A 24,925-nucleotide genomic window follows, 5' to 3' on the forward strand; every position below is an offset into this window, starting at 1 on the left:
CTGCACTCCTAGACGTAGCTGCGGGCGGGCGCCGGGCCGAGGGCGGCGGCGACCGCGTCCGCCAGTACGGCGATGTCCTCGTCGGTCAGTGCCGAGACGGTGATCCGGATGCCCGGAGGGGCGCTCATGCGGAAGCGTGCGCCGGGTGCGACGGCCCAGCCGGCGTGGAGCAGCCGGGCGACGGCCCCCGTCTCGTCCGGCACGGGCACCCACACGTTCATCCCGCTGCGCCCGTGGGCCCGCACCCCGCGCCGGGCCAGCGCGCCGATCAGAAGGTCGCGCCGTCTGCCGTACTCCGCCGCCACCGCCCGCGTGTCGAGCACGCCGTCCGCCCACAGCCGCACCACGGCCCGTTGCAGCAGCAGACCGACCCAGCCGGGTCCGAGCCGCTGCCGGCCCCGGACCCGGTCGACCGTGACGTCGTCGCCGGTCAGCAGGGCGAGACGCAGGTCGGGCCCGTACGCCTTGGCGACCGATCGTACGAAGGCCCAGTGCCGGGTGACCCCGGCGAGCGGGTGCAGGGGCAGGTCGACGATCCCGTGGCCGTGGTCGTCCTCGATGACCAGCGTCTCGGGGTGCTCGCGCAGGACGGCCCGCAGGGCACGCGCGCGCGTGGCGGTCACCGCGGCGCCCGTCGGGTTCTGCGCGCGGTCGGTGACGATGAGGGCCCGCGCGCCGCCCTCGAGGGCGCGCCGTACGTCGTCGGGGAGCGGCCCCTCGTCGTCGACGCCGACGCCGGCCGTGCGCAGGCCGAGGGCGGGGACGAGGTCGAGGGTCCGGCCCCAGCCCGGGTCCTCGACGGCGACCGTGTCACCGGGCTTGAGGTGGGCGGCGAGGACGCGTTCCACGCCGTCGAGCGCGCCGGACAGGACGGCGAGCGGGCCGTCCGGCACTCCGTCCGCGTCCAGGCCGGCGCGCGCGATCCGCGCCAGCTCGGGCTCCACGGCGTCGTCCCCGTAGAGCACCGGCTTGCGGTCGCCCTGTGCGGCGGCCGCCGTGAACGCGGGCGCCAGCGGCGGCAGCAGCGCCGGGTCCGGGTTGCCGCTCGATACGTCGCGCACGCCCTCGGGCACGTCCACGCGGATGTGGTCCCGCCCGGTCGTGGCGGGCGCGGGCCGCACCCGGCTGCCCCGGCGCCCGGCGGTCTCGATGACTCCACGCTCCCGCAGGATGCGGTAGGCGGCCGCGACGGTGTTCGGGTTCACGCCCACTTCGAGCGCCAACTCCCGCATGGGCGGCAGCAGTTGACCGGGCTCCAGCTCTCCTGAACCGACCGCGCGTTCGACGCTCGCCGCGATCTCCGCTGCGCCTCGCCCCTCGATCCGATATCCTCCTAGCACAAACGTGATTATGCACTAGTGCAATGGAGACCGCAATGCAGGGGACCCAGCAGCCGACGTCACCGCCCAGCGCCTACGCTCCGACCGACCGGACGGTCCCCACGCGCTCCGCGAAGCGGGCGTCGTACGACAGGGAACTGGTGCACGCGATCCTCGACGCGGACTACGTCTGCCACCTCGGCTTCGTCCGCGACGGCGCGCCCGTGGTGCTGCCCACGCTCTACGGCCGGATCGGCGAACGGCTCTACGTGCACGGCTCGACGGGCTCACGCCCCCTGCGCATGACGGGCAAGGCGGACCCGGGGCTCCCGGTCTGCCTGACGGTCACCCTGGTCGACGAACTGGTCCTCGCCCGCTCCGCCTTCCACCACTCGGTCAACTACCGCTCCGTCGTGGTGCACGGCATCGCCCACCAGGTCACCGACCCCGAGGAGAAGCGCACGGCGCTGGACGCGCTGGTCGACCACGTGGTGGCCGGCCGCTCGGCCGACTCCCGGCCCGCGAACGCCAAGGAGCTGGCCGCGACCGCGGTGATCCGGCTCGATCTGGACGAGGTCTCCGCCAAGGTGCACACCGGGGGCGTGGTCGACGAGCCCGAGGACCTCCCCCTCCCCCACTGGGCGGGCCTCGTCCCCGTCCGCAGGCAGTACGGCGCCCCGGTCCCCGACCCCGGCCTGGCTCCCGGCACCGCGCTCCCGGACTACCTGACGAGCCTGTGATGCTGATACACCCCTGGGACGCGCCCCGCGACGACGAGGAGTGGCAGCGCTGGCTGGCCGCCCACGACTTCGGCCAGCTCGCCGTCAACGGCCCGGCCGGCGCACCGCCGTTCGTCCAGCCGGTCCACTTCGCCTACGACCCGCGGCGGGGCGAGGCCGTCACCCATCTCGCCCGCCCCAACCCGCTGTGGCCCGCCCTGGAGGCGAACCCGACGGTGCTGCTGAGCGTGGTCGACGACTACGTGTACGTCCCCGGCCCCTGGCAGGCGGCTCCGGACTCCCCGCCCGAGCACGGGGTGCCGACGAGCCTGTACGCGGCCGTCCAACTCACCTGCACCGCGCGGATCGTGGACGATCCGCGGGAGAAGTCCGAGCTGCTGAACCGGCAGACGGGCCACTTCCAGCCGGAGGGCGGTTCGGCCCGGGCCGCGGCGGACGAGGAACCGTACGGGCGTCTGCTGTCCGGCATCCGCGGACTGCGGCTGGCCGTCACCGGCGTAAGCGCCAAGTTCAAGTACGCGGGAAAGAGGTCCGAGCAGGTCCGGGACCGCATCGCGGTGGGGCTCGGGGAGCGCGGGGGCGCGCGCGACGCGGCGGCGCGCGAGCACCTGCTGCGCCGCGGCGGGGCATGACGCCGTGAAGGCGGGGGGCGAGCCCTGGCGGCCAGGGTTCGGCCCCCGCGGTCACACCAGGACCGGCTCCCGCTCCGCCCGCACGACCCGCGCCCCGCGTGCCTCGGCGTATGCCAGGCCCGTGACCGAGCCGAGCATCAGCGCGGTGCCGGCCAGGGTCGCCGCCGTCAGCCGCTCACCGAGGGCGACGGCGAGCACGGCCGCGCTGACGGGCTCCAGCAGCATGATCACCGACACGGTGGCCGACCGTACGACGGCCGCGCCCGCGAAATAGAGGGCGTAGGCCAGGGCGGTGGGGACCGTGGCGATGTAGGCGACCAGCCACAGCAGACGCCCGGGGTCGGCGGTGTGCGGCACCAGCCCCTCGGCGAACGCGAACGGCAGCAGGCACAGGGTGGTGACCGCGAACGCCCCCACGGTCGTACCGGAGTTGTCCGCGCCGCCGTCCCGGCCCCACCAGCGGGTGAGCAGCGTCATCAGTGAGTAGCCGGCCGCCGACGCCAGTGCGAGCAGGACACCCCACGGGCGCACCGTGGCGCCTTGGCCGCCGAGCACCAGCACCGCGAGACCGGCGAGCGCCCCGGCGACGGCGATCAGGCCGCCGCGGCCCAGCCGCTCGCCCAGCGCGAGCCTGGCCCCGAGCGCGATGAGGACGGGACCGGCGCCCAGCGTCACGACGGTCGCCACGGCGAGGCCGGTGGCCGACACCGCGGCGAAGTAGGCCGTCTGGAACACCGCGAGGCCGATCCCGGTGGCACCGGCCCGCACCGCCCTGCGCCGCAGGGGCACCGAGGGTGCGGACCGGTCGCGCGGACGCAGCAGCCGGGCGGCGATCAGCAGCACGGACCCGGTGGCGCAGCGCCAGAAGGACAGCGCGACCGGGCCCATGTCGCTGGTCCGGTAGACCAGCAGCGCGGCCGCGCCCGCGGTGCCCCAGGCGGCGCCGGCGACGATCAGGTAGAGGAGGCCACGCCCGACGGGCAGGCCGGAGGAAACTTCGGACACGAGATTTCTCCGCAGAGTGCAGAAGTTCGGGAAGGGACCCCGGTCGAGCGGGGTCGGCGGACTTCTTCTGCGGGCAGCACCGTTCGGCCCGGCACAGCGCCGGGCTCGGTCACCGGAGGGCCCGCCTCAGGCGGCCGGCGGCGGAAGAACGAGTGCGTGCAGGTGCATGACCGTCACCCTAGGCCGCCGTTCCCCGGGCCGCCAACTCCCTTTCCGCGCCGCCGCTCGCCACCGGCTCCGCGGAGCTCTTCGCGGGCGCCGACGACTGCGCGATGAACGCGCCCAGCAGCACGACCACACCACCGACGACCTGTGGCGCCGAGAGGTGCTCGCCGAGCAGCACCCAGGCCAGCACGGTGGCGATGACCGCCTCCAGGCAGGCGACCACGCCCGCCACCTGCGGCGAGAGCCGGCGCACGGACAGCACTCCGGTGACGTAGGCGAGGACCGTGGCGACCAGCACGATCCAGGCCAGCAGCGCGGCCGCCGGGACCGCGGTGCCGTCCATGCGCGCGGGGTGCGCGAGCACCGTCCAGTCCATGGTCCAGGGACGTGCCACGGCGGTCAGCGCGGCGGCGCCGACCAGCAGCCCGTACGCGATGACGCCGAGCGGGTCCGGGGCGGCCGCGCCACCCGGTTCGCCGCCGTGGTCGGAGAGGATGAAGTAGCCGACCTGGCAGCACGCGGCGCCGAGCGCGAACAGCAGCCCGAGGGCGTCGAAGCCCAGGCCCGACCAGATCTCCACGACACAGGCGAGTCCACCGACCGCGAGCACCACACCGAGGGCGGCGGCCCGGGTCACCGGCCGTCGCTGCACGAACCGCACCCAGCCGAGCACCAGGGCGGGCGCCAAGTACTCGACGAGCAGGGCGACTCCGACGGGTATGCGGGAGATCGCGGCGAAGTAGCACGCCTGGACGCCCGCCACGGCGAGCAGCCCGTAGCCCAGGAGCAGGGCGGGGCGGCGGCGCAGCAGCGCGCGGTGCCGCACGGCGAGCGGGGCCATGACGAGGGCCGCGCCGGTGACACGCAGCCAGACGACGTGCAGTGGGTCCAGGCCCGCCTCGATCAGCGGCTTGGCCGCCACACCCGACCCGCCGAAGGCCACCGCGGAGACGAGCGCCAGGCCGAGCCCGGCACCCTTGCCGGAGCGGCCCCGACTGCTCTCAGACGTACGCATCGGCACATGATGACAGGGGATGACATGAGCGTCACCCCCGATGGCACCTGTCTCATCGGCTGGACAGGCACACCTCCCTGCGCCGGGCGGCGCTCAGGGGCCGGTTCCGCCGCCTCCGGCGCACTCCCCCACGCGGCCGGTTCCGCCGCCTCCGGCACACTCCCCCACGCGGCCCTCGGCATCGTTGGCGAGGCCCGTCCCGAGATCGTCGCCGAGCTCGCCGTCGAGCTTGTTGCCGAGCTCGTTCTCGAGCCGGAGGGCGAGATCCTCGGCGTCGATGCCGGCGCGCCTGAGCACCTCGACGGCACGCGCCCGCGGGTGCGCGACGCTGCCGGCGAGCAGGTCGACGCCGCGCGCCAGGACGTCGCCGCGCCGGCCGGCCCGCGCCCGAGCGCACTCCAGGGCGGCCGCGGCCAGGGGCGAGAAGCCGTCGGCGTCCGTCACCGCGGGCCGGTCCCCCGCGGGCCCGGTCACCAGCCGTCCGGACACGAGGGGTCCGGTCGCCGTCGGTCCGGCGCCGAAGTCCTCCACCGCGCTCTGCCAGCGCAGGCCGTAGCCGATGCTGCGCTGTACGAGATAGCCGAGCAGCCGGGCGACCTGCGGGCCGACGAAGACGGCGCGCACCCCGGGGTCGGCCTCCAGCAGCGAGTGCAGCAGGTGGGCGGTGTCGATCTGCCGGTCCCCGTCCCGGACGGCCCTCCGGCGGGCACCGGCGACCACCGTCGCCAGTTCGGCGCTGAGCAGTCCGGCATCGCCGTCAGGGCGGCGGTCGCCCTGCTCATCGGCCGACTGCCGCGGAATACGGGGGTGCACATCCCCCACCTCATCAGCCCCCGGCGGCCCGGGGCATCCCCGGCGGGAAGCATCTTCGCGTCCCACGGAGAGTGGACTCGGGCCGGCGAAATCTCCTCCTTGCGGATGAGATCAGGCCGACCGCCACACCTTCCTGACGGTTCATCGGTACGGAACATCGCCGTTCCGGCCGCCGCGTTCCGCGACACGCCCTTGCTGCGCCCGGACGACGGCTCGCATCGCATGCGAGGGCGCCCCGCGGACGGTCCGCGGGGCGCCTGTGCCCGCCTGCGTCCGGGTGGGCCGGTGGGGCCGGTCGGCCGCCCTTGCCAGCCGGGCCCGGCGGCCCGTCAGTCCTCCTCGGCGAGGATCAGATACAGCTTCTTGCGGGCCTCGTTGATGACGGTGAGCGCCTTCTCGCGCTGCTCCTTGCTCCCCGTCTTCCAGACCTGCCCGAAGGCCTCCATCAGACCGAAGCCGGCCTGGCGGATCTCCCCCAGAGCCTCCCAGTCGACCCCGCGCGAGGCCTCCTCCCACGGGGCGTCCGCCCCCTCGGCGGCCGCGGCACGCCCCGCCTCGGTGAGCGAGAACAGCTTCTTGCCGCCCTCGCTCTCACTGGCGATCAGCCCCTCGTCCTCCAGCAGTTGGAGCGTGGGGTAGACCGAGCCCGGGCTGGGCTTCCACGCGCCGCCGCTGCGCTCGGCGATCTCCTGGATCATCTCGTAACCGTGCATGGGCCGGTCCTTCAACAGGGCCAGGATCGACGCCCGTACGTCACCGCGCCGGGCCCTCCCGCGCGGTCCGCCGCGCCCTCGCCCACCCCAGGACCCCGGACCGAAACCCGGCCCGAAGCCGGGACCGCCCGGACCGAAGGGGCCGAAGGCTGCCCGCCGCCCCTCGAAGCCGCCCCGACCGCCCCGGGGGCCGTCCTGCCGGTGGCCATGCTCGAATCCATGGCTGCGCATTGTCACGCTCCATTCCATCGTTGACCGTTCGCGATGCCTCAACGATATATCGGAATAGCTCGTGCGACAATCCCCCGCCGGCCCCTGTCGACTCCCCCGTGGGGGCCGCCGACCGCGAATTGGCCTTGGCCTGCGACTTCACCGACCGCCTAGCGTCGGAACATGCGCATACGAATCGTCGACGCCTTCACGGACCGTCCCTTCTCCGGCAACCCGGCGGGGGTCCTGCTCCTCGACGCCTTTCCCGAGGACGACTGGCTCCAGAAGGTGGCACTGGAGGTCAACCACGCCGAGACCGCGTTCGCGCACCGGCTGCCCGAGGGCGGTGAGGCCGACTGGGCACTGCGCTGGTTCACCCCCGCCACCGAGGTCGCGATGTGCGGCCACGCGACCCTGGCCACCGCCCATGTGCTGCACGCCACCGGCGCCCACGACGGCCCGGTGCGCTTCGCCACCCGCAGCGGCGTACTCGTCGCGACACCCGCCGCCGACGGCTCGATCACCCTGGACTTCCCCACCGCGCCGCTCACCGCGGTCGAGGTCCCCGACGGCGTCGCCGAAGCCCTCCGCGCCGAGCCGCGCACCGCCTTCGACACCGGTCCGAACGTGGGTGACCTGGTCCTGGAGCTCGCCGACGAGAAGACCGTCCGCGGCCTCACCCCCGACCACAGGGCCCTGGCCGCGTACTCCACCCGCGGTGTCATCGCCACCGCCCGTGCCGAGGACCCCGCCCGCGGCTACGACTTCGTCTCCCGGTGCTTCTTCCCGAACGTCGGCATCGACGAGGACCCCGTCACGGGCAGCGCGCACACCGCGCTGGCCCCCTACTGGTCCGAACGGCTCGGCCGCCCCGACCTCACCGGACTCCAGGCCTCCCCGCGTTCCGGCCTGGTCCGCACCGGCCTGCGCGGCGAACGCACCCTCCTCACCGGCCGGGCCGTCACCGTGATCGACGGCGAACTGCTCGCCGGGCCCGGGCCTGCCCGTTAGGGCCTGTTCCCGGGCGGCTCACGCGGTGGGCAGCCAGCCCACCTTCCCGGCCAGCAGCGCGTACCCCACGAAGGCCCCGATGTCGAGCAGGGAGTGCGCGACCACCAGGGGGCCGACCCGGCCCCAGCGCCGGTACAGCCAGACGAACACCACGCCCATCACCATGTTGCCGACGAAGCCGCCGATGCCCTGGTAGAGGTGGTACGAGCCGCGCAGCACGGAGCTGGCCACCAGCGCGGTCCCCGGGGTCCAGCCGAGCTGCCCGAGCCGGCGCAGCAGATAGCCCACGACGATGACCTCTTCGAGGATCGCGTTCTGCAGCGCCGACAGGATCAGCACCGGGTACTTCCACCACACGTCGGGCAGCGCCTCCGGCACCACCGTGAGGTTGAAGCCGAGGCCGCGGGCGGCCAGGTAGAAGGCGATGCCGGTGCCACCGATCACCGCGGCGATCCCGGCGCCCCGGCCGAGGTCGGGCCACGGCCGGGTGCGGTCGAAACCGATCGTGCGCAGACTGCGGCCCTCCCGCAGCAGCAGGTGAGCGACGAGTGCGACCGGCACCAGCGCCGACGCGATCCCGAACAGCTGCCAGGCGAGGTCGAGCCAGGGGCGGCCCGGGGCCGCGGAGGCGTTGAGGGTGGCCGCCTGGTCCTTGAGGCCGCCGGGCTTGGTGACCGACCCGACGAAGCTGATCAGGGCGGACACCCCGCTCGCCCCGAGCGAGAGCGCGAGCACGAGCAGGGTCTCGTCGCGCAGGATCCGCCGCGACGGCCGCTCCCGCCATTCGGCATCGGCCCTCGGTCCCGCCTCCGCGTCCACACCTGCCTCCAGTCGCGTAGTCCCGCCTCGTCCCCCGTCCTCACCCGGTCCGCATCCCTGTCCGCGCCGGGCCGAACAGAGGCGACCGGGCCGATGGGAACACGCGGTGACAAGGCCGTCGTAGGCAGGGGTACGACCGTCCTAGGACGTCACAGCTTGCCCCATCCGCCCGGCGTGCACACCGGCGGCCCCGGAAACACGTGTGAACCGGGGACCGTGCGACCGGAGGATCGACGTCACACCCGGCGGCTCACCCCGTCGGCACGGGCTGCGGCAGGCCCACCGGCCAGGTGTGCACGGGCTCGCCGAGGTGCATCAGCCGGCAGTACTCACGCGTGGTGGCGGCCAGCGCGGCCTCCCGGCCGAGCCCCTGTTCGAGGGCCTGGTGGAAGGTGGCGACCTGCCAGGACGCGCCGTTGACCCGGCGCCGGCAGCGCTCCTCGATCACCCCGAGGTACAGGTCCCGGTCGGCGGGCTCCACGCCCCAGGCGTTCAGGCCCGACTCGGCGAGCGGCAGCAGTTCGTCGCGGACCAGGCTGACGGCGTCGACCTCGGCCGTGCCGGAATGGCGGCCGCGCCGCGGCCAGCTGAGGCGGGCGTCGATGCCGTACTTGCAGGCGGCGTCGAAGTTGGCGGCCGCCGCCTCGAACGGCAGCCGGGTCCACACCGGCCGCGACTCCTCCGCGAGGGCGCGGACCAAGCCGTAGTAGAAGGCCGCGTTGGCGACCACGTCGACGACGGAGGGCCCGGCGGGCAGCACGCGGTTCTCCACCCGCAGATGGGGGACGCCGTCCGCGATGTCGTAGACGGGGCGGTTCCAGCGGTAGACGGTGCCGTTGTGCAGCACGAGCTCGGCGAGCTTCGGGACGCCGCCCTTGTCGAGCACGTCGAGGGGGTCCTCGTCGTCGCAGATGGGCAGCAGGGCCGGGAAGTAGCGCAAATTCTCCTCGAACAGGTCGTGCGCCGAGGAGATCCACCGTTCGCCGAACCAGGTGCGCGGCCGTACGCCCTGGGCCTGGAGCTCGGGCGGGCGGGTGTCGGTGGACTGCTGGAACAGCGGGGGCCGGGACTCGCGCCACAGCTCGCGGCCGAAGAGGAAGGGCGAGTTGGCGCCTATGGCGATCTGCGCGGCGGATGCGGCCTGCGCCGCGTTCCACACGTCGGCGAAACGGCCCGGGGTGACCTGGAGATGCAGTTGCACGGAGGTGCACGCGGCCTCGGGAGCGATGGACTTCGAGGTGCAGCGGAGGTGCTCCACCCCTTCGATGTCGAGCGTGAAGTCCTCCCCGCGGGCCGCGACGATCTGGTCGTTTAGGAGGGTGTAGCGGTCGACGTCGGAAAGGTTCGAGGAGACCAGGTCGTCCCGGTCGAGGGTCGGCAGGATGCCGATCATCGCAATTCCGGCGTCGACCTCTCCCGCTTTTCGGTGGGCATATGCCAGAGAGGTCGTCACCTCTTCGGCGAGCCGGTCGAATACCCGGCCGCCGAGCCGGTGGGGAGCGATGTTGACTTCCAGGTTGAACATGGCGAGTTCTGTTTGGAAGTCCCGGCTCGCGATGCGCTCCAGTACTTGCGCGTTCAGCATTTTCGGCGTCCCGTCGGAGCCGACGAGATTCAATTCGATCTCCAACCCCATGAGGTTCTTGGGGCGATCGAACCGCTTTTCCTCCAGGAGCAGCTCCAGCCCCTGCAGGCACCGCTTGAGCTTGTCGCGGTAGCGGTTGCGATCGGACAGGTCGAACTGGCCTGCCACGACCTTCTCGCCCATCGCAGTGTCCCTCCTTGCACGGGCGGGCCGCACGTACGGCCGCCTGGGGTCCCGGTCAGGTGTGATGATGCCCCGCGAACGCGATCGATAACGTCCCACGGCGGCCCCGCACCGACTACTCTGGATCCAGGTGACCAGAGGCACATTCACGAGGCATGGGGCATGAAGCAGTTTCCGTTCCCCGGGGAACTCGTGAAAAACGCCGACGAGAACGGGCCGACCGCCCCGCGGGCACAACCCGAGGTCAGCGCGGCGAAGCCGGTTCGGAAACGGGACCATTCCCGCATATCCGCGGCCGAATAGACCCTTGTTCTGCGCGCCGGAAACGGCTAGACGAAACACCGTCTGAACATGCGTCGTATAAACTCCACACCACAGGCAGAAGGTTGGCGCCCACGGCCCTGGATCCTGCCGCCAAGGTCACGTGTGCAGGCCGCACTTCGCACTCCCTCGTTTCGCCGCTCCCGGCCCCACCCTCCCCTGCCTCGAGAGCTGACAGCGCCGTCCGCCCCCGCCCCGCGCCCTCGCGCCACCGTGCCTGTCGAAAGAGAGGCGACCCACCATGCCCCTGCACGTCCCCCCGGCTCCCGCGCCCGCACTGCGTTCCGTCCTCACGGCCCTCGCGTCCCCCACCGCCGTCCGCGAGGCCCGCACCCCCGCCCTCCGCGCCGCCCACGAACCCGCCACCGCCGAGCTTCCGCTGCCCGTGCACGTACTTGACCGGATCACCCCCGAGGGGGTCTCCGCGACCAGACTGGCCGGCTGGCGTTTCCAGATCCGGTGCGGCAGCCACGCGGTGGCCGCCGCGGAGACCATGCTGACGCCCGACGGCTGGGCCTTCTCCCACTTCTTCGAGGGCCCCTACGTCACCTCGACCGAACGCGCGCTGCGGCAGGCCGAGACCATGAGCCAGCCCTACCAGCCGCGTCTGCTGTCCGTCCCCGGCCTGTACATGCTGACGCTGTGGCTGCACGGCGACCTCTCCGCCGACGGTGCCACCGGTCACCCGGCCGCCACCGACCTGCTCGTCCCGCTGGCGCCGGCTCCGCCCGGCATCGCGGCCAACCGGCCCCTGCGGGTCGCCGAACTGCTCCCGGTCCTCACCCACCGGGTGACTCCCGTCCGGCTCATGGGATCACCCGCCTGACAACGCGCTTCTCCCTCGCCTCGTACCCCGCCGCCGGTTTTCCCGGAGGCGGGGTACGTCGCCTTTTTACGGAGGGTACGCAGGCGTTTGGCACAGAATTACGCTCGGACGAGCCGGATTACGCTCGCATGAGCCGGAAAAGAGTGCACCTCCACCGGACTAGCCCCATCCGGCCACGCCGAACCACCCAAAGGGACAGGGCAGTTGGGATGAACCGCCCAGGTGGGTGACGCGTCCTCATCCTGTGAGAAGCGGTGCCGCGAAATGCCTGCGGAATCACGCCCGTGGGGCAACACTGGGTTCAGACCGACTTATCAAACGGGGGGCGGCCATGGAGAATGTCTCTAGCCGCGGGACACGTACGACATCCAGCCCACACCACACGACAGAGCGAAAGATCCCACCAATGTGCCAGCACCAGCCACCGTGCCCGTCAGCCGACTCCGCCGACCGGGAATCCGCCCGCCTCCTGGCGCATCACCCGGAGCAGGGATGGAGCCTGCTGTGCAACGGCGTTCTGCTCTTCGAGGACACCGGTGAGCTCCTGCCGGACGGCCAGATCATCGCCCCGCACCGCCCGCTCGGCAGCGACAAGGTGATGACGGCCGCCTAGAGCCTCTCTTTCGGATCCTGCCGGGGCCACGGGGCCTGGCATCTCAGAAGGCACCGCCGCCCGGAGCCGGCCTGATCCGCAGGAAGGGCACTGGCGGCCCGGACAGCCCGCGCGGCCGTCCGTGATTTCCAGGGGCCGGCCCGCACCCACGCGGTGCGCACCGGCCCCGACGCATGTCCGGGGGCGACTACTCCGGGTAGCCGACTGGGAACGCGGCACCCCGGCCAGCGCGCCCGTCGCGACGCGCCGGCCGGACGGGCACTCACGTGCTGAGGCGGGCTGACGTGCGTCAACACGCCGAGGCGGCCCGGCACGTCCGCGCCGGCGAGCGAAGCGCCCCGGACGCGGGGAGGCGGACCGGGGCTGGGCCCGACCCTATGCCCGGCACCCCGCTCCCGGACATCCCCCCGACGCGATGCTGACGGTGATCGGCCCGCCGCGGACACGGCGGTGACACCCGGGTGGCGGATCCCACCCCGGCCACCCGGCGCGGACGCGCTTCACCAGGTGGGGGGCCGTCCGCCACGGTCGGCGCCCGGTCCCCGGTCGCCCTCGGTCGGCTCCCAGGGCACGGTATCGATTTCAACGACGTTCACCCGGGGCTCGCCCGGGAGACCGCGCGTGCGCCCCGGGACGTGGTCCCTGACCAGCCACTCCACCCGGGTGGCGGGCAGATGGTCCCTCACCGCGACCCGGTCCACCCGGATCCGTGCGCACGCCGGGGAGATGTCCGGATCCGGTCATGAAGGCCGGCGCTCCCCGCGGCGGCCGAGATTCGCCGCTGTCAGGGCGTCAAGAAAGACCCCCCGGCCGTCAGAGACGTATCAACGCGCGCGGCACCGGCCCCACCCGGCCCTACGGTGGGTCGTATGCGACATCGTGACGACGCGCGGCCGGGCGCGGCGGACCGGACCGGCACGGCAGGCGCTGCAGGCGCGACGAGCCCGACCGGCACTCGAACCGGCGGACCCGCCCTCCACGACCGCCACTGGGCGCGGGACGTGCGCGGCTCGACCGGCTGCGCGGCGGCCCTCCTCGCCCTGCTGCTCCTGCTGGACTGGGCCTCGGGCAGCCTCACCTGGTGGCATGCCGCTCTGTGGGGCGCCCTCGCGGTACTGCTCTTCCTGGTGCTCTGCCCGGCCCGGGTCTCCGCCGGCGAGGGCTGGCTCGCCTCCCGGTCGTTGCTGTGCGAGCGAGCGGTGCGCACCGATCTGCTGGTGTCGGTGCGGTGCCCGGACGGCGTCTGCCGGCGCGTGGTGCTGCGCGACGCCCTCGGGGGCCGCGTGGAGATGGACCCCGAGGTCCTGGTGGACAACCCGGACCTCTGGTACCGGCTCGACGCGGACGCGCGTACATCGCCGGTCCGCGGCTCCCCGCCGTACGACCCGGACGGGCTGCGGAGCCTGGCGGAGCGGGTCGAGCGTGAGACCGCCCTGTCCGTGTTCCGGATCTCCGGGCTGGAGTGAGGGCTGCCGGGGTGGCCGCCCCCGGCCGGGGGCCCCTGCGTCCGACGACGCCCGGCCCCCGTGCGCAGATGACGCTGAGTGCGCACCTCCGGCCCGTCCGCCGTGCGTCCCCGCACGGCCGATCCCCTGCGAGACGGGGCTCGCCGGCCCTCCCTGGTGCACCTTTCCCGCACTGGGGCCCGTTCTTAACGGAAGATTGACGCCCGCGAGGCCAGACATCCGTGGGCCCTCACATCACCCTCCGCATACGCTGGTGCCGCCGTCTGCGTGATGGCGCACTCCCGTACCGCACACCAGGAGCCGGGCCGATGGCCACCACCGATCACCCTCCCAGTCGTCTGCGCGCCTGGATGCTGGAGGGCCTGTCCGACATGGGCAAGGGCGTGCAGCAGGCGCCGCACGCCGCACCCGAGCCCGCGCACAAGGGCCAGCGATGGTGGCGGGTGATGTGCCTGACGGGTGTCGACTACTTCTCCACCCTCGGCTACCAGCCGGGCATCGCCGCGCTGGCGGCCGGCCTCCTCTCGCCGGTGGCGACCCTCGTGCTGGTGATCGTCACCCTCGCGGGCGCGCTGCCTGTGTACCGGCGCGTGGCCGCGGAGAGCCCGCACGGCGAGGGCTCCATCGCGATGCTGGAGCGGCTGCTGTCCTTCTGGCAGGGCAAGCTGTTCGTCCTGACGCTGCTCGGCTTCGCCGCCACCGACTTCCTGATCACCATCACCCTGTCGGCCGCCGACGCCTCCACCCACCTGGTGGAGAACCCGCATCTGACGGGCGTGCTGCAGAACCAGCAGATGCTGATCACCCTCCTGCTCGTGGCGCTGCTGGGCGCGGTCTTCCTCAAGGGGTTCCTGGAGGCGGTCGGTGTCGCCGTCGCTCTGGTGGGCGTCTATCTCGCACTGAACGCCGTGGTGGTGGCCGTCGGCCTGTGGCACGTCATGACCGCCGGCCAGTTGGTCACGGACTGGTCCCATGCGCTGACGGCCGAGCACGGCAACGCCTTCGCGATGGTCGGTGTGGCCCTCCTGGTGTTCCCCAAGCTCGCCCTCGGCCTCTCCGGGTTCGAGACCGGCGTCGCCGTCATGCCGCATGTGCGGGGCAATCCGGACGACACCGAGGAGCACCCCACCGGCCGGATCCGGGACACCAGGAAGCTGCTCACCACCGCCGCCCTGATCATGAGCGTCTTCCTGATCGCGACGAGCTTCATCACCACCCTGCTCATCCCGGCGAAGGAGTTCAAGGCCGGCGGCCAGGCCAACGGGCGCGCGCTGGCGTATCTGGCGCACGAGTACCTGGGCAACGCCTTCGGCACGGTCTACGACGTCTCCACCATCGCCATCCTGTGGTTCGCGGGCGCCTCCGCGATGGCCGGTCTGCTGAACCTCATGCCGCGTTACCTGCCCCGGTACGGCATGGCACCGCACTGGGCGCGCGCCGTGCGTCCGATGGTCATCGTCTTCACCCTCATCGGCTTCCTGGTCACCTGGATCTTCGACGCCAACGTCGACAAGCAGGGCGGCGCCTACGCCACCGGCGTGCTGGTGCTGATCAGCTCGGCGGCGATCGCCGTGACCATCGCCGCCCGCAAGGCGGGCCAGCGGAGGTGGACCGTCGCCTTCGGGGGGATCGCCGCGGTCTTCCTCTACACGACGGTGGCCAACGTCGTCGAACGGCCGGACGGCGTGAAGATCGGCGCCTGCTTCATCGTCGGCATCATCCTGGTCTCGCTGCTGTCCCGGCTGGCCCGGTCCTTCGAGCTGCGGGTGACCAGCGTGACGCTGGACCCCATGGCGGAGCGCTTCGTCCGGGACATGGCCACCCGCAAGATACGGCTCATCGCCAACAAGCCGGGACTGCGCGACAAGGCCGAGTACCGCGACAAGGTCGAGCAGATCCGCCAGGACAACGACATCCCGGCCACCGAGGACTTCGTGTTCGTCGAGGTGACGGTCACCGACCCGTCCGAGTTCGAGGCCGGCCTCACGGTGCGCGGCGAGGTGCTGCACAACCGCTACCGCGTCCTGAGCCTGGAATCCGCCTCCATTCCCAACGCGCTGGCCGCCCTCCTGCTGCACATCCGCGAGCGCACGGGCTGCACCCCGCACATCTACTTCGAGTGGACCGAGGGCAACCCGTTCGCCAACTTCCTCCGCTTCTTCCTCTTCGGGCAGGGCGAGGTCGCCCCGGTCACCCGCGAGGTGCTGCGCGAGGCGGAGCCGGACCGCGCCAAGCGGCCACGGGTGCACACCGGCTGAGCGATCCGCACGGGCGGGGCCCGCGCCCGGTGACAGGGGCCCCACTGCGGCCCCACGTCCGCGGTGGGCTCCCACAGGGCCCTATCGTGACCGGCATGCAGTCCTACACGATCGGTCAGGCGGCCCGGCTGCTCGGCGTCAGCCCGGACACCGCCCGCCGCTGGGCGGACGCGGGCCGGGTCGCCACGCACCGCGACGACACCGGGCGGCGGCTCATCGACGGCCGCGACCTCGCCGCGTTCTCCGTCGAGCTCGCCCGGTCCGGGGACGGCGAGGAGATCCCCTCCCGCACCTCGGTCCGCAACGCCTTCCCCGGCATCGTGACCGCCGTCAAGCTGGGCGACGTCGCCGCCCAGGTGGAGATCCAGGCCGGACCGCACCGTCTCGTCTCCCTGCTGACCCGGGAGGCCGTGGAGGAGCTGGGCCTGGAGGTCGGCATGGAGGCCACGGCCCGGGTGAAGTCGACGAACGTCCACATCGACCGGACCTGAGCGGAAGGCCGTACGAACGCACATGCAGCTCCCTGTGCACCTCTTGCCCGGCTCATGCGATGCGACAAGGGACTTCTGCCTCGCACATGCGGCAGTATGATCGCCGCATGGCCGCCGAGAGGCCGTGGCAGGACCGGGGGGTCCTGGTGAGCGCCACCAGAGGGAGTCGACCGTGATCATCCGTCCCGTGTGCCGGACCCGCCGCACCCTGCGGGCGGCCGGCGCCGCGACCGCCGCGCTGCTGGCCCTGAGCGCCTGCTCCTCGGGGTCGGACTCGTCGGACTCGGCGCGGTCGCAGAAGCCGGCCGGCTCCGGCCCGTCCTCCCCCGCGAAGCTGTCCGGGACCGTCACCGTCTTCGCCGCGGCCTCCCTCAAGGAGAGCTTCACGGCGCTCGGCAAGGAGTTCGAGAAGCAGCACCCCGGCACGAAGGTCACGTTCAGCTTCGGCGGCAGCGACAGCCTCGCCGCGGGCATCACCGGCGGTGCCCCCGCCGACGTGTTCGCCGCGGCCAGCCCCAAGACCATGGCGATGGTGACGGGCCGGCGGGACGCGGCCGGCCCGCCGGTCACCTTCGTCCGCAACCAGCTGGAGATCGCCACCCTGCCCGGCAACCCGGACAAGGTCTCCTCCCTCAAGGACCTGACCAGGCCCGGGCTCAAGGTCGTCCTGTGCGACAGGACGGTGCCGTGCGGCGCCGCGGCCCGGAAGGCGCTCGCCGCCGGCGGCCTCGAACTGACCCCCGTCTCCTACGAGCAGGACGTCAAGAGCGCCCTGACGAAGGTGGAGCTGAAGGAGGCCGACGCGGCCGTCGTCTACAAGACCGACGTGCGGGCGGCCGGGGGCAAGGTCGAGGGCGTGGAGTTCCCCGAGTCCGCCCAGGCCGTCAACGACTACCCGATCACCCTGCTGAAGAACGCGCCCAACGCCCCGGCCGCCAAGGCGTTCGTCGCGCTGGTGCGCTCCGCGGCGGGCCAGAGGGTCCTCACCGCGGCGGGATTCCTCAAGCCATGACCGCAACCGCCAGGTCCGATGCGGTGACCCCGGCGGGCGGGTCGCGGCGCGAGCGCCTCCTCCGCCCCGTCCCGCTGCCCCTGCTGGTCCCCGCGCTCGTGGGCCTGGCGTTCCTGCTGCTGCCCCTGCTCGCCCTGCTGGTACGGGCGCCGTGGCGCAGCCTGCCGGACCAGCTGACCAGCCCCGAGGTCTGGCAGGCGCTCCGGCTGTCCCTGGTCAGCGCGACCGCCGCCACCGCCGTCAGCCTGGTGCTCGGCGTGCCGCTGGCCTGGCTGCTGGCCCGCACGACCTTCCCCGGGCGCGGACTGGTGCGGGCACTGGTGACACTGCCGCTGGTCCTGCCGCCGGTGGTGGGCGGTGTGGCGCTGCTGCTGGCGCTCGGCCGGGGCGGTGTCGTCGGGCAGTGGCTGGACTCCTGGTTCGGGCTCACCCTGCCGTTCACCACGGCCGGGGTGGTGGTCGCGGAGACGTTCGTGGCCATGCCGTTCCTCGTCATCAGCGTCGAGGGCACCCTGCGCGCCGCCGACCCGCGCTACGAGGAGGCGGCCACCACACTCGGCGCCTCCCGCTTCACCGCGTTCCGCCGGGTCACCCTGCCGCTGATCGCACCCGGCGTCGCGGCGGGTGCGGTGCTGGCCTGGGCGCGGGCGCTCGGCGAGTTCGGCGCGACGATCACCTTCGCGGGCAACTTCCCCGGCCGTACCCAGACGATGCCGCTGGCGGTCTATCTGGCACTGCAGAACGACCCGGCCGCCGCCATCGCCCTGAGCCTGGTGCTGCTCGCCGTGTCGATCACGGTCCTGGCGGGGCTGCGCGACCGATGGATGACCGCGTCATGACCGACCTCGACGACACCACGCGCGGCGCTCTCGCCGCGGGCACCCGCGCCCTGGGTCTCGACGCCCGTCTCGTCGTCGAGCGAGGGGGCTTCCGACTCGATGTACGGCTGACCGCCGCCCCCGGCGACGTCGTCGCGCTCCTCGGCCCGAACGGCGCCGGCAAGACCACGGCCCTGCGCGCGCTCGCGGGTCTGATCCCGCTCACCGCCGGGCACCTGCGCCTGGACGGTGCCGCGCTGGACCGTACGCCGCCCGAGGCCCGCCCGGTCGGCGTCGTCTTCCAGGACTACCTGCTCTTCCCGCACCTCTCCGCGCTGGACAACGTGGCCTTCGGGCCGCGCTGCCGGGGCTCCTCCAAGACGGAGGCCCGCGCTCAGGCCGCCGCCTGGCTGGAGCGGATGGGTCTCGCCGACCACGCCGGTGCCCGGCCCCGCCGTCTCTCCGGGGGCCAGGCGCAGCGCGTCGCGCTCGCCCGCGCCCTGGCCACCCGGCCCCGGCTGCTGCTCCTGGACGAACCGCTCGCCGCGCTCGACGCCCGTACCCGGCTGGAGGTCCGTGCCGGGCTGCGGCGCCATCTCGCCGAGTTCGAGGCGGTCGCCGTCCTGGTCACCCACGATCCGCTGGACGCGATGGTGCTGGCCGACCGGCTCGTCGTCGTCGAGGACGGCCGCGTGGTCCAGGAGGGCACCCCGTCCGACATCGCCCGCCACCCGCGGACGGACTACGTGGCCCAGTTGGTCGGGCTCAATCTGTACCGGGGCCGGGCCGAGGGCCACCTGGTCCGGCTCGACGGCGGTGCCGCCCTCACCACCACCGAGATCCTGACGGGTCCGGTCTTCGTGGCGTTCCCGCCCGCCGCGGTCACCCTCCACCGGGACCGGCCCATCGGCTCCAGCGCCCGGAACCTGTGGCGCTGCGAGGTCGCCGGTCTGGAGACCCACGGCGACCAGATCCGCGCGGACCTGACCGGCGAGCTGCCCCTCACCGCGGACCTGACCACGGTCGCCGCGGCCGAACTCGACCTGCACCCCGGTGCACCGGTCTGGGCGACGGTGAAGGCGGCGCAGACCCACGCCTACCCGGCCTGAGCCGGCCGCCGCGGCTACGGTGAGGACCGCCAGGGGGTGAAATACCCCGGTACCTCCCGTTCCTCCTCACCTCTGCGAGGCGTGACCGATGAGCCTGAGCATCCGCAACCGACTGCCCGGTACCGTCACCGCCGTCAACCCGGGCGAGGCCATGGCCACGGTCGGGGTCCGTCTGGACGGCGGGCAGGACCTGACCGCCGCGATCACCCGCGAGTCCTTCGACGAACTGGGCCTGACCGTGGGCTCCGCCGTCCGCGCCCTGGTGAAGTCCACCGAGGTGTCCCTGGCCACCGGGCCGGTCGAGGGCCTGTCCATCCGCAACCGGCTGCCCGGCACGGTCACGGGCATCGCCACCGGCCGGGCCATGGCGTCCGTCAAGGTCGGCGTCGACGGCGGGGAACTGACCGCCGCGATCACCCAGGACGCCGTCACCGAGCTGGGCCTCACGGCGGGTTCCCCCGTCGTCGCCCTGATCAAGTCGACCGAGGTCGCGCTCTCGACGCCCTGACGTGACGCCGAGGGGCACCTGCCCGAGGGAGCCGGGCCCTTGCCGGGCAGGACCGCGGCACGGCGAAGGCTCCGCCCCGGCCTCCGAGGGGCCAGGGCGGAGCCCCGTCACGGTGTTCAGTCCTCGTACGCGTCCAGCGGCGGGCACGAGCAGACCAGGTTGCGGTCGCCGAAGGCCTGGTCGATGCGGCGCACCGGCGGCCAGTACTTGTCGGCGGCAGAGACCCCGGCCGGGAAGACCGCCTCCTCACGGCTGTAGGCGTGCTCCCACTCCCCGCCGAGCGCGGCGGCGGTGTGCGGCGCGTGCCGCAGCGGGTTGTCCTCCGCGGGCCACTCGCCCGAGGCGACCTTCTCGATCTCGGCGCGGATCGCGATCATCGCGTCGCAGAACCGGTCCAGCTCGGCCAGGTCCTCGGACTCGGTCGGCTCGATCATCAGCGTGCCGGCCACCGGGAAGGACATCGTCGGCGCGTGGAAGCCGTAGTCGATCAGCCGCTTGGCGACGTCGTCGACGCTCACCCCGGTCGCCTTGGTCAGCGGCCGCAGGTCGATGATGCACTCGTGCGCGACCAGGCCGCCCGGGCCGGTGTAGAGCACCGGGTAGTGCGGCTCCAGGCGCTTGGCGACGTAGTTGGCGGAGAGCACGGCCACCTGCGTGGCCCGCTTGAGGCCCTCGCCGCCCATGAGACGGACGTACGCCCACGAGATCGGCAGGATGCCCGCCGAACCCCAGGGCGCGGCCGAGAGCGGGCCGACCCCGCTCTCCGGACCGGCCTCGGGCTGGAGGGGGTGGTTCGGCAGGTACGGCGCGAGGTGCTCGCGGACCGCCACCGGGCCGACGCCCGGACCGCCGCCGCCGTGCGGGATGCAGAACGTCTTGTGCAGGTTGAGGTGCGAGACGTCGCCGCCGAAGTGGCCGGGCTCGGCGAGGCCGACGAGGGCGTTGAGGTTGGCGCCGTCGACGTACACCTGGCCGCCGGCCTCGTGCACCGCCGCGCAGATGTCGGCGACGTGCTCCTCGAAGACACCGTGCGTGGACGGGTAGGTGATCATCAGCACCGCGAGCTCGTCCCGGTACTGCTCGATCTTCGCCCGCAGGTCCGTCACGTCGATCTCGCCGTCCTCGGCGGTCTTCACGACGACGACCTTCATGCCGGCCATCACGGCGCTGGCGGCGTTGGTGCCGTGCGCGGAGGAGGGGATGAGGCAGACGGTGCGCTGGGCGTCGCCGTTGGCGCGGTGGTAGCCGCGGACGGCGAGCAGACCGGCGAGCTCGCCCTGGCTGCCGGCGTTCGGCTGCAGGGAGACCTTGTCGTATCCGGTGACCTCGGCGAGGCGCTCCTCCAGCTCGCGGATGAGCGTGAGGTAGCCCTGCGCCTGCTCGGCGGGCGCGAAGGGGTGCAGCTGACCGAACTCCGGCCAGGTCACCGGCTCCATCTCGGTGGTCGCGTTGAGCTTCATGGTGCAGGAGCCCAGCGGGATCATGCCGCGGTCGAGCGCGTAGTCGCGGTCGGCCAGCCTGCGCAGGTAGCGCAGCATCGCGGTCTCGGAGCGGTGCTGGTGGAAGACCGGGTGGGTGAGGTAGTCGTCGGTGCGCAGCAGCGACTGCGGCAGGACGTCCGCGGCGGTCTCGTCCAGTGCCTCGACGTCGCCCTCGACCCCGAACGCGGACCACACGGCGTCCAACTGGGCACGGGTGGTGGTCTCGTCGCAGGCGATCGAGACGTGGTCGGCGTCGACGAGGCGCAGGTTGACGCCGTTGCGGCGGGCGGCGGCGACCACGTCGGCGGCACGGCCCTCGGCCCGGACGGTCAGCGTGTCGAAGTAGGCGCCGTGGACGACCTCGGCACCGCCCGCGGTGAGCCCCTCGGCGAGCACGGAGGCGTAGCGGTGGGTGCGGCGCGCGATGGTCCGCAGCCCCTCGGGGCCGTGGTAGACGGCGTACATGCCCGCCATCACGGCGAGCAGCACCTGGGCGGTGCAGATGTTGCTGGTGGCCTTCTCCCGGCGGATGTGCTGCTCGCGGGTCTGCAGGGCCAGGCGGTAGGCCCTGTTCCCGTCCACGTCGACGGAGACGCCGACCAGGCGGCCCGGAAGGCTGCGGGCGAACTTCTCGTGCACCGCCATGTAGCCGGCGTGCGGCCCCCCGAAGCCCATCGGCACACCGAAGCGCTGCGTGGTGCCGACCGCGATGTCCGCGCCGAGCTCCCCGGGCGACTTCAGCAGCGTGAGGGCGAGCAGGTCGGCGGCGACGGTGACCAGCGCACCCAGCTCGTGCGCCTGGTCGATGACGGGCTTCAGGTCGCGTACGGCACCGGAGGCGCCCGGGTACTGCAGGAGCACGCCGTTGATCTCACGCTCGGCGACCTCGGCCGGGATGCCCTCGCTCAGGTCCGCGACGACGACCTCGACGCCGGACGGCTCGGCGCGGGTCCGGATGACGGCCACGGTCTGCGGCAGCGCGTCCGCGTCGATCAGGAACAGGCCCTTCTTGTTGCGGCCCATGCGTCGGGACAGGGCCATGGCCTCGGCCGCGGCGGTGCCCTCGTCGAGCAGGGAGGCGCCGGAGGTCGGCAGGCCGGTCAGCTCGGCGACCATCGTCTGGAAGTTCAGCAGCGCCTCCAGGCGGCCCTGGGAGATCTCCGGCTGGTAGGGGGTGTACGCCGTGTACCAGGCCGGGTTCTCCATGACATTCCGCAGGATCACCGGGGGCGTGAAGGTCCCGTAATACCCCAGGCCGATCATGGAGCCGAGGACCTCGTTGCGGTCGGCGAGCGAGCGCAGCTCGGCGAGCACCTCGGCCTCGGTCCGCGCGTCCGGCAGGTCCAGCGCGCCGGCGTTCTTGATCACATCGGGGACCGCGGCGGCCGTGAGGTCGTCGAGCGAGCCGTAGCCGACCTGCGCGAGCATCTTGGCCCGGGCCTCGTGATCGGGGCCGATGTGGCGCTGCTCGAAGGGGATTCCCTGTTCGAGCTCGGAGAGCGGAATGCGATGGGCGGTCATGTGGAGGCCTCCTGGTCTGACGCGACCTTCGAGGGCACCACGGCGCGGGTGCCCGAACGGCCTCCCCCTCTGTCATCTCGACCTGAGAGCTTCACCGGGTCGCACTGGGGCTCCCGGCTTTCACCGTCGGTGAGAGCGGAAGCCGTCGACACCCGCCCTGCTTTCCAGAGTGACCTCGTCCGTGCGGTACGTGGGCCTGAGAGATTCCGGGGAGGATTTGCTCCTTCGGCGCCTCCGATGATGCTGGAGGACTCTCCCGCACGGGGTCAGCAGCCGCTGCCAGCGTACCAGCGGGCCCACCACACGGGCTTTCGAGTGGCCGCCCATCGTGATGTGCTCTTTTGTAGTGCTAACGGATGTATTGCGACCATGTGGAGGGCCCGTGCAGACCGACATCGATCCGCGCAACCTGATCGGCCGCAAGGCGTTCGACCGTAGAGGCATCAAGATCGGCACGGTGGACGAGGTCTATCTCGACGACGCGACCGGGGTGCCGGAGTGGGCGGCCATACGCACCGGCCTGTTCTCCAGGGACGCCTTCGTGCCCCTGGAGCCGAGCGAGCTCGTCGAAGGCGCCCTGCGCGTCCCCTTCGACCGGGCCCTGATCAGGGACGCCCCCGACTTCGGCGTCGGCCGCCATCTCTCCCCCGAACAGGAACTGCAGCTCTATCACCACTACGGCCTCGACGTGGCCGCTCCTCCGGCCGTTCCGGACCGTGACTTCGGCAAGCTGGCGGGCTCGGAGGAGGCCTGAGCCACGGCGCCGGCCGCCTCCGCCGCAGCCCCTTCGGCCGCGTCGGGCGCCCTCGTCCCGTCGCCGTCCGACGACATCGCCTCACCGTCCGGCGACATCACGTCGACCGCCTCCGGCGACGTCCTCGCGGCCGCGTCCGAACCCCGATCGGCCGAACCCGCCGAGGTTTCCCCCGCCCCGTGCGATCCCGGTCTTCGCGCCACCAGCGGCAGCGGATCCACCGGCTCCAGTTCCGGGTCCTCCACGCGGAACGTGCGCACGCGTCCGGGCTCCGAGTCGGGAGTCTCGAAGCGGACCGTGACCCGGCCGAGCCCGCTGCCCTGGACCCATCCGTGGCCGTACACCGTGTGCCGCACGTCGTGACCCGCCGGCCAGCGCCGCTCGGCGGGCGCCGGCCGCTCCACGGCCGGCTCGACCGCGGGTTCCTCCTCGGGCCCGTCCGGCCGGGCTCCCGCCGCCTGGGCGAACAGGTCCTCCTGGGTGTAGTCGGCGAGCCCGGAGACGCCCACGCCGAGCAGCCGCACCCCGCCCGTGGTGTCGACGGAGTCCAGCAGCCGGGCCGCGGCCTCCCGCACCACCGCCGGATCGTCCGTGGGCCCGCGCAGCGTCTCCGACCGGGTGAGGGTGGAGAAGTCGTACCGGCGGACCTTCAGCACGATGGTCCGCCCCGACAGTCCGGCCCCGCGCAGCCGCCGTACGCAGCGGTCGGCGAGCCGCTGCACCTCGAACCCCACCCGCACCCGGTCGTGGATGTCCACGTCGTAGGTGTCCTCCACCGACACCGACTTGGCCTCGCGCTCGGCGACCACGGGCCGCTCGTCACGGGCCAGCGCCATGGCGTACAGCGCGTGCCCGTGCGCCCTGCCCACCAGCCGGACGAGCTCGTCCTCGCCCGCCTCGGCGAGCTCCTCGACGGTGTGGATCCCGGCCCGTCGCAGATGGTCACCCGTGGCCGGGCCCACACCCGGAAGGGCGCGCACCGACAGGGGACCGAGCAGGGCCCGCTCGGTGCCGGGCCGGATGAGCACCAGCCCGTCCGGCTTCGCCTGCTCCGAGGCGATCTTGGCGAGCATCTTGGACGCGGCCAGCCCCACGGACCCGGTCAGGCCCGTGACGGCCCGTATGTCGTCGCGCAGCCGCCTCCCCACCCGTCCGGCCGACTCCTCGTCCCGGGCCGCTCCCCCGGCCTCCAGGTCCACGAACGCCTCGTCCAGGCTGAGCGGCTCCACCAGCGGCGACAGTGCCCGCAACAGCCCCATGACCTGCTCGCTGATCGACCGGTAGAAGGCGAAGCGCGGCACCAGGTACGCCGCGTTCGGCGCCAGACGGCGCGCCTGGGCCGTCGGCATCGCCGAGTGGACGCCGAAGACCCGTGCCTCGTACGACGCGGTGGCGACCACCCCGCGCGGCCCGAGGCCGCCCACGACGACCGCCTTGCCGCGCAGGCTCGGCTTGGACGCCTGCTCCGCCGAGGCGAAGAAGGCATCCATGTCGAGATGCAGGATCGTGGGCGCACTTCTCACATGTCCGATGCTGC

General features: G+C 73.0%; 23 protein-coding genes and 1 riboswitch. Of the genes, 13 read left to right on the top strand and 10 right to left on the bottom strand.

Translation table 11 applies throughout. From position 1 onward, the window contains the following. Positions 1-8: 8 nt before the first annotated feature. Complete coding sequence (locus tag ACIQ9G_RS23105; RefSeq protein ID WP_403612555.1) at positions 9-1,340, bottom strand: aminotransferase class I/II-fold pyridoxal phosphate-dependent enzyme; 1,332 nt, start codon at positions 1,338-1,340, stop codon at positions 9-11. A 35-nt stretch (positions 1,341-1,375) separates the two neighbouring features. Here ACIQ9G_RS23105 and ACIQ9G_RS23110 point away from each other — a divergent pair, with 35 nt between their 5' ends. Beyond that, the gene (locus ACIQ9G_RS23110; protein ID WP_403612663.1) at positions 1,376-2,059 is read left to right on the top strand and encodes a pyridoxamine 5'-phosphate oxidase family protein; all 684 of its coding nucleotides are present in this window, start codon (positions 1,376-1,378) and stop codon (positions 2,057-2,059) included. After that, a complete protein-coding gene (locus tag ACIQ9G_RS23115) occupies positions 2,059-2,691 on the top strand; it encodes an FMN-binding negative transcriptional regulator (RefSeq protein ID WP_403612557.1) in 633 nt (210 codons plus the stop codon). The genes ACIQ9G_RS23110 and ACIQ9G_RS23115 overlap by 1 nt, the downstream gene beginning before the upstream one ends. Positions 2,692-2,742: 51 nt before the next feature. Here ACIQ9G_RS23115 and ACIQ9G_RS23120 read toward each other — a convergent pair whose 3' ends face one another. From ACIQ9G_RS23120 to ACIQ9G_RS23135, 4 genes are all read right to left on the bottom strand, one after another. Then, complete coding sequence (locus ACIQ9G_RS23120) at positions 2,743-3,696, bottom strand: DMT family transporter (protein WP_403612560.1); 954 nt, start codon at positions 3,694-3,696, stop codon at positions 2,743-2,745. A gap of 178 nt (positions 3,697-3,874) precedes the next feature. Further along, a complete protein-coding gene (locus tag ACIQ9G_RS23125) occupies positions 3,875-4,882 on the bottom strand; it encodes an EamA family transporter (protein ID WP_403612563.1) in 1,008 nt (335 codons plus the stop codon). A gap of 87 nt (positions 4,883-4,969) precedes the next feature. Beyond that, the gene (locus tag ACIQ9G_RS23130; RefSeq protein WP_403612565.1) at positions 4,970-5,689 is read right to left on the bottom strand and encodes a Clp protease N-terminal domain-containing protein; all 720 of its coding nucleotides are present in this window, start codon (positions 5,687-5,689) and stop codon (positions 4,970-4,972) included. A 329-nt stretch (positions 5,690-6,018) separates the two neighbouring features. After that, the gene (locus ACIQ9G_RS23135; protein ID WP_403612567.1) at positions 6,019-6,633 is read right to left on the bottom strand and encodes a PadR family transcriptional regulator; all 615 of its coding nucleotides are present in this window, start codon (positions 6,631-6,633) and stop codon (positions 6,019-6,021) included. A gap of 162 nt (positions 6,634-6,795) precedes the next feature. On the opposite strand from ACIQ9G_RS23135, the gene ACIQ9G_RS23140 reads away from it, so the two are divergent. After that, complete coding sequence (locus ACIQ9G_RS23140; protein ID WP_403612568.1) at positions 6,796-7,623, top strand: PhzF family phenazine biosynthesis protein; 828 nt, start codon at positions 6,796-6,798, stop codon at positions 7,621-7,623. A gap of 18 nt (positions 7,624-7,641) precedes the next feature. Here the strand turns inward: ACIQ9G_RS23140 and ACIQ9G_RS23145 are convergent, their stop codons facing one another. Together ACIQ9G_RS23145 and ACIQ9G_RS23150 are read right to left on the bottom strand one after the other, a co-directional pair. Next, positions 7,642-8,442, bottom strand: a complete 801-nt coding sequence (locus ACIQ9G_RS23145; RefSeq protein ID WP_403612571.1) for a CPBP family intramembrane glutamic endopeptidase — start codon at positions 8,440-8,442, stop codon at positions 7,642-7,644. 250 nt (positions 8,443-8,692) lie between these two features. Next, positions 8,693-10,210: a glutamate--cysteine ligase gene (locus ACIQ9G_RS23150; RefSeq protein WP_403612573.1), complete on the bottom strand. Its 1,518-nt coding sequence runs from the start codon at positions 10,208-10,210 to the stop codon at positions 8,693-8,695. A 562-nt stretch (positions 10,211-10,772) separates the two neighbouring features. On the opposite strand from ACIQ9G_RS23150, the gene ACIQ9G_RS23155 reads away from it, so the two are divergent. After that, on the top strand, positions 10,773-11,357 hold the full coding sequence (locus ACIQ9G_RS23155) for a hypothetical protein (RefSeq protein ID WP_403612575.1): 585 nt from the start codon (positions 10,773-10,775) through the stop codon (positions 11,355-11,357). Between the two features lie 406 nt (positions 11,358-11,763). Beyond that, a complete protein-coding gene (locus ACIQ9G_RS23160; protein WP_403612578.1) occupies positions 11,764-11,970 on the top strand; it encodes a DUF5999 family protein in 207 nt (68 codons plus the stop codon). 500 nt (positions 11,971-12,470) lie between these two features. On the opposite strand, the gene ACIQ9G_RS23165 is transcribed toward ACIQ9G_RS23160, so the two are convergent. Further along, the gene (locus tag ACIQ9G_RS23165) at positions 12,471-12,698 is read right to left on the bottom strand and encodes a potassium-transporting ATPase subunit C (RefSeq protein ID WP_403612666.1); all 228 of its coding nucleotides are present in this window, start codon (positions 12,696-12,698) and stop codon (positions 12,471-12,473) included. A 141-nt stretch (positions 12,699-12,839) separates the two neighbouring features. On the opposite strand from ACIQ9G_RS23165, the gene ACIQ9G_RS23170 reads away from it, so the two are divergent. The 7 genes from ACIQ9G_RS23170 (at position 12,840) to ACIQ9G_RS23200 (ending at position 19,632) form a co-directional block, all read left to right on the top strand. After that, positions 12,840-13,436 (top strand): hypothetical protein, encoded by a 597-nt coding sequence (locus tag ACIQ9G_RS23170; protein WP_403612581.1) that lies wholly within the window; start codon positions 12,840-12,842, stop codon positions 13,434-13,436. A gap of 308 nt (positions 13,437-13,744) precedes the next feature. Next, positions 13,745-15,694: an amino acid transporter gene (locus ACIQ9G_RS23175; RefSeq protein ID WP_403612584.1), complete on the top strand. Its 1,950-nt coding sequence runs from the start codon at positions 13,745-13,747 to the stop codon at positions 15,692-15,694. A gap of 95 nt (positions 15,695-15,789) precedes the next feature. Beyond that, positions 15,790-16,185, top strand: coding sequence for a helix-turn-helix transcriptional regulator (locus tag ACIQ9G_RS23180; RefSeq protein ID WP_356193855.1), 396 nt, complete (start codon positions 15,790-15,792; stop codon positions 16,183-16,185). 175 nt (positions 16,186-16,360) lie between these two features. Beyond that, on the top strand, positions 16,361-17,197 hold the full coding sequence (modA, locus tag ACIQ9G_RS23185; protein WP_403612669.1) for a molybdate ABC transporter substrate-binding protein: 837 nt from the start codon (positions 16,361-16,363) through the stop codon (positions 17,195-17,197). Then, positions 17,194-18,036, top strand: a complete 843-nt coding sequence (locus ACIQ9G_RS23190; protein ID WP_403612587.1) for an ABC transporter permease — start codon at positions 17,194-17,196, stop codon at positions 18,034-18,036. Before modA ends, ACIQ9G_RS23190 begins: the two co-directional genes overlap by 4 nt. Next, on the top strand, positions 18,033-19,124 hold the full coding sequence (locus ACIQ9G_RS23195; RefSeq protein WP_403612589.1) for an ABC transporter ATP-binding protein: 1,092 nt from the start codon (positions 18,033-18,035) through the stop codon (positions 19,122-19,124). Before ACIQ9G_RS23190 ends, ACIQ9G_RS23195 begins: the two co-directional genes overlap by 4 nt. An 88-nt stretch (positions 19,125-19,212) precedes the next feature. Continuing rightward, a complete protein-coding gene (locus ACIQ9G_RS23200) occupies positions 19,213-19,632 on the top strand; it encodes a molybdopterin-binding protein (protein WP_403612593.1) in 420 nt (139 codons plus the stop codon). 116 nt (positions 19,633-19,748) lie between these two features. On the opposite strand, the gene gcvP is transcribed toward ACIQ9G_RS23200, so the two are convergent. Continuing rightward, complete coding sequence (gcvP, locus tag ACIQ9G_RS23205; protein ID WP_403612594.1) at positions 19,749-22,634, bottom strand: aminomethyl-transferring glycine dehydrogenase; 2,886 nt, start codon at positions 22,632-22,634, stop codon at positions 19,749-19,751. Between the two features lie 174 nt (positions 22,635-22,808). Next, positions 22,809-22,903: riboswitch (glycine riboswitch) on the bottom strand. Positions 22,904-23,016: 113 nt separating this feature from the next. On the opposite strand from gcvP, the gene ACIQ9G_RS23210 reads away from it, so the two are divergent. Next, positions 23,017-23,388: a PRC-barrel domain-containing protein gene (locus ACIQ9G_RS23210; protein ID WP_356193842.1), complete on the top strand. Its 372-nt coding sequence runs from the start codon at positions 23,017-23,019 to the stop codon at positions 23,386-23,388. Here ACIQ9G_RS23210 and ACIQ9G_RS23215 read toward each other — a convergent pair. Next, on the bottom strand, positions 23,310-24,911 hold the full coding sequence (locus ACIQ9G_RS23215) for a DNA polymerase IV (RefSeq protein WP_403612596.1): 1,602 nt from the start codon (positions 24,909-24,911) through the stop codon (positions 23,310-23,312). The genes ACIQ9G_RS23210 and ACIQ9G_RS23215 overlap by 79 nt on opposite strands. Positions 24,912-24,925 lie beyond the last annotated feature (14 nt).

This window comes from Streptomyces sp. NPDC096152 (assembly GCF_044763235.1).
GTDB lineage: Bacteria > Actinomycetota > Actinomycetes > Streptomycetales > Streptomycetaceae > Streptomyces.

Coding starts and splice junctions, on each gene's coding strand:
- ACIQ9G_RS23175 (WP_403612584.1), top strand. CDS start 13,745: ATGGCCACCACCGATCACCCTCCCAGTCGTCTGCGCGCCTGGATGCTG.
- ACIQ9G_RS23195 (WP_403612589.1), top strand. CDS start 18,033: ATGACCGACCTCGACGACACCACGCGCGGCGCTCTCGCCGCGGGCACC.
- ACIQ9G_RS23135 (WP_403612567.1), bottom strand. CDS start 6,633: ATGCGCAGCCATGGATTCGAGCATGGCCACCGGCAGGACGGCCCCCGG.
- ACIQ9G_RS23150 (WP_403612573.1), bottom strand. CDS start 10,210: ATGGGCGAGAAGGTCGTGGCAGGCCAGTTCGACCTGTCCGATCGCAAC.
- ACIQ9G_RS23155 (WP_403612575.1), top strand. CDS start 10,773: ATGCCCCTGCACGTCCCCCCGGCTCCCGCGCCCGCACTGCGTTCCGTC.
- ACIQ9G_RS23200 (WP_403612593.1), top strand. CDS start 19,213: ATGAGCCTGAGCATCCGCAACCGACTGCCCGGTACCGTCACCGCCGTC.
- gcvP (WP_403612594.1), bottom strand. CDS start 22,634: ATGACCGCCCATCGCATTCCGCTCTCCGAGCTCGAACAGGGAATCCCC.
- ACIQ9G_RS23190 (WP_403612587.1), top strand. CDS start 17,194: ATGACCGCAACCGCCAGGTCCGATGCGGTGACCCCGGCGGGCGGGTCG.
- ACIQ9G_RS23180 (WP_356193855.1), top strand. CDS start 15,790: ATGCAGTCCTACACGATCGGTCAGGCGGCCCGGCTGCTCGGCGTCAGC.
- ACIQ9G_RS23110 (WP_403612663.1), top strand. CDS start 1,376: ATGCAGGGGACCCAGCAGCCGACGTCACCGCCCAGCGCCTACGCTCCG.
- ACIQ9G_RS23160 (WP_403612578.1), top strand. CDS start 11,764: ATGTGCCAGCACCAGCCACCGTGCCCGTCAGCCGACTCCGCCGACCGG.
- ACIQ9G_RS23140 (WP_403612568.1), top strand. CDS start 6,796: ATGCGCATACGAATCGTCGACGCCTTCACGGACCGTCCCTTCTCCGGC.
- ACIQ9G_RS23170 (WP_403612581.1), top strand. CDS start 12,840: ATGCGACATCGTGACGACGCGCGGCCGGGCGCGGCGGACCGGACCGGC.
- ACIQ9G_RS23115 (WP_403612557.1), top strand. CDS start 2,059: ATGCTGATACACCCCTGGGACGCGCCCCGCGACGACGAGGAGTGGCAG.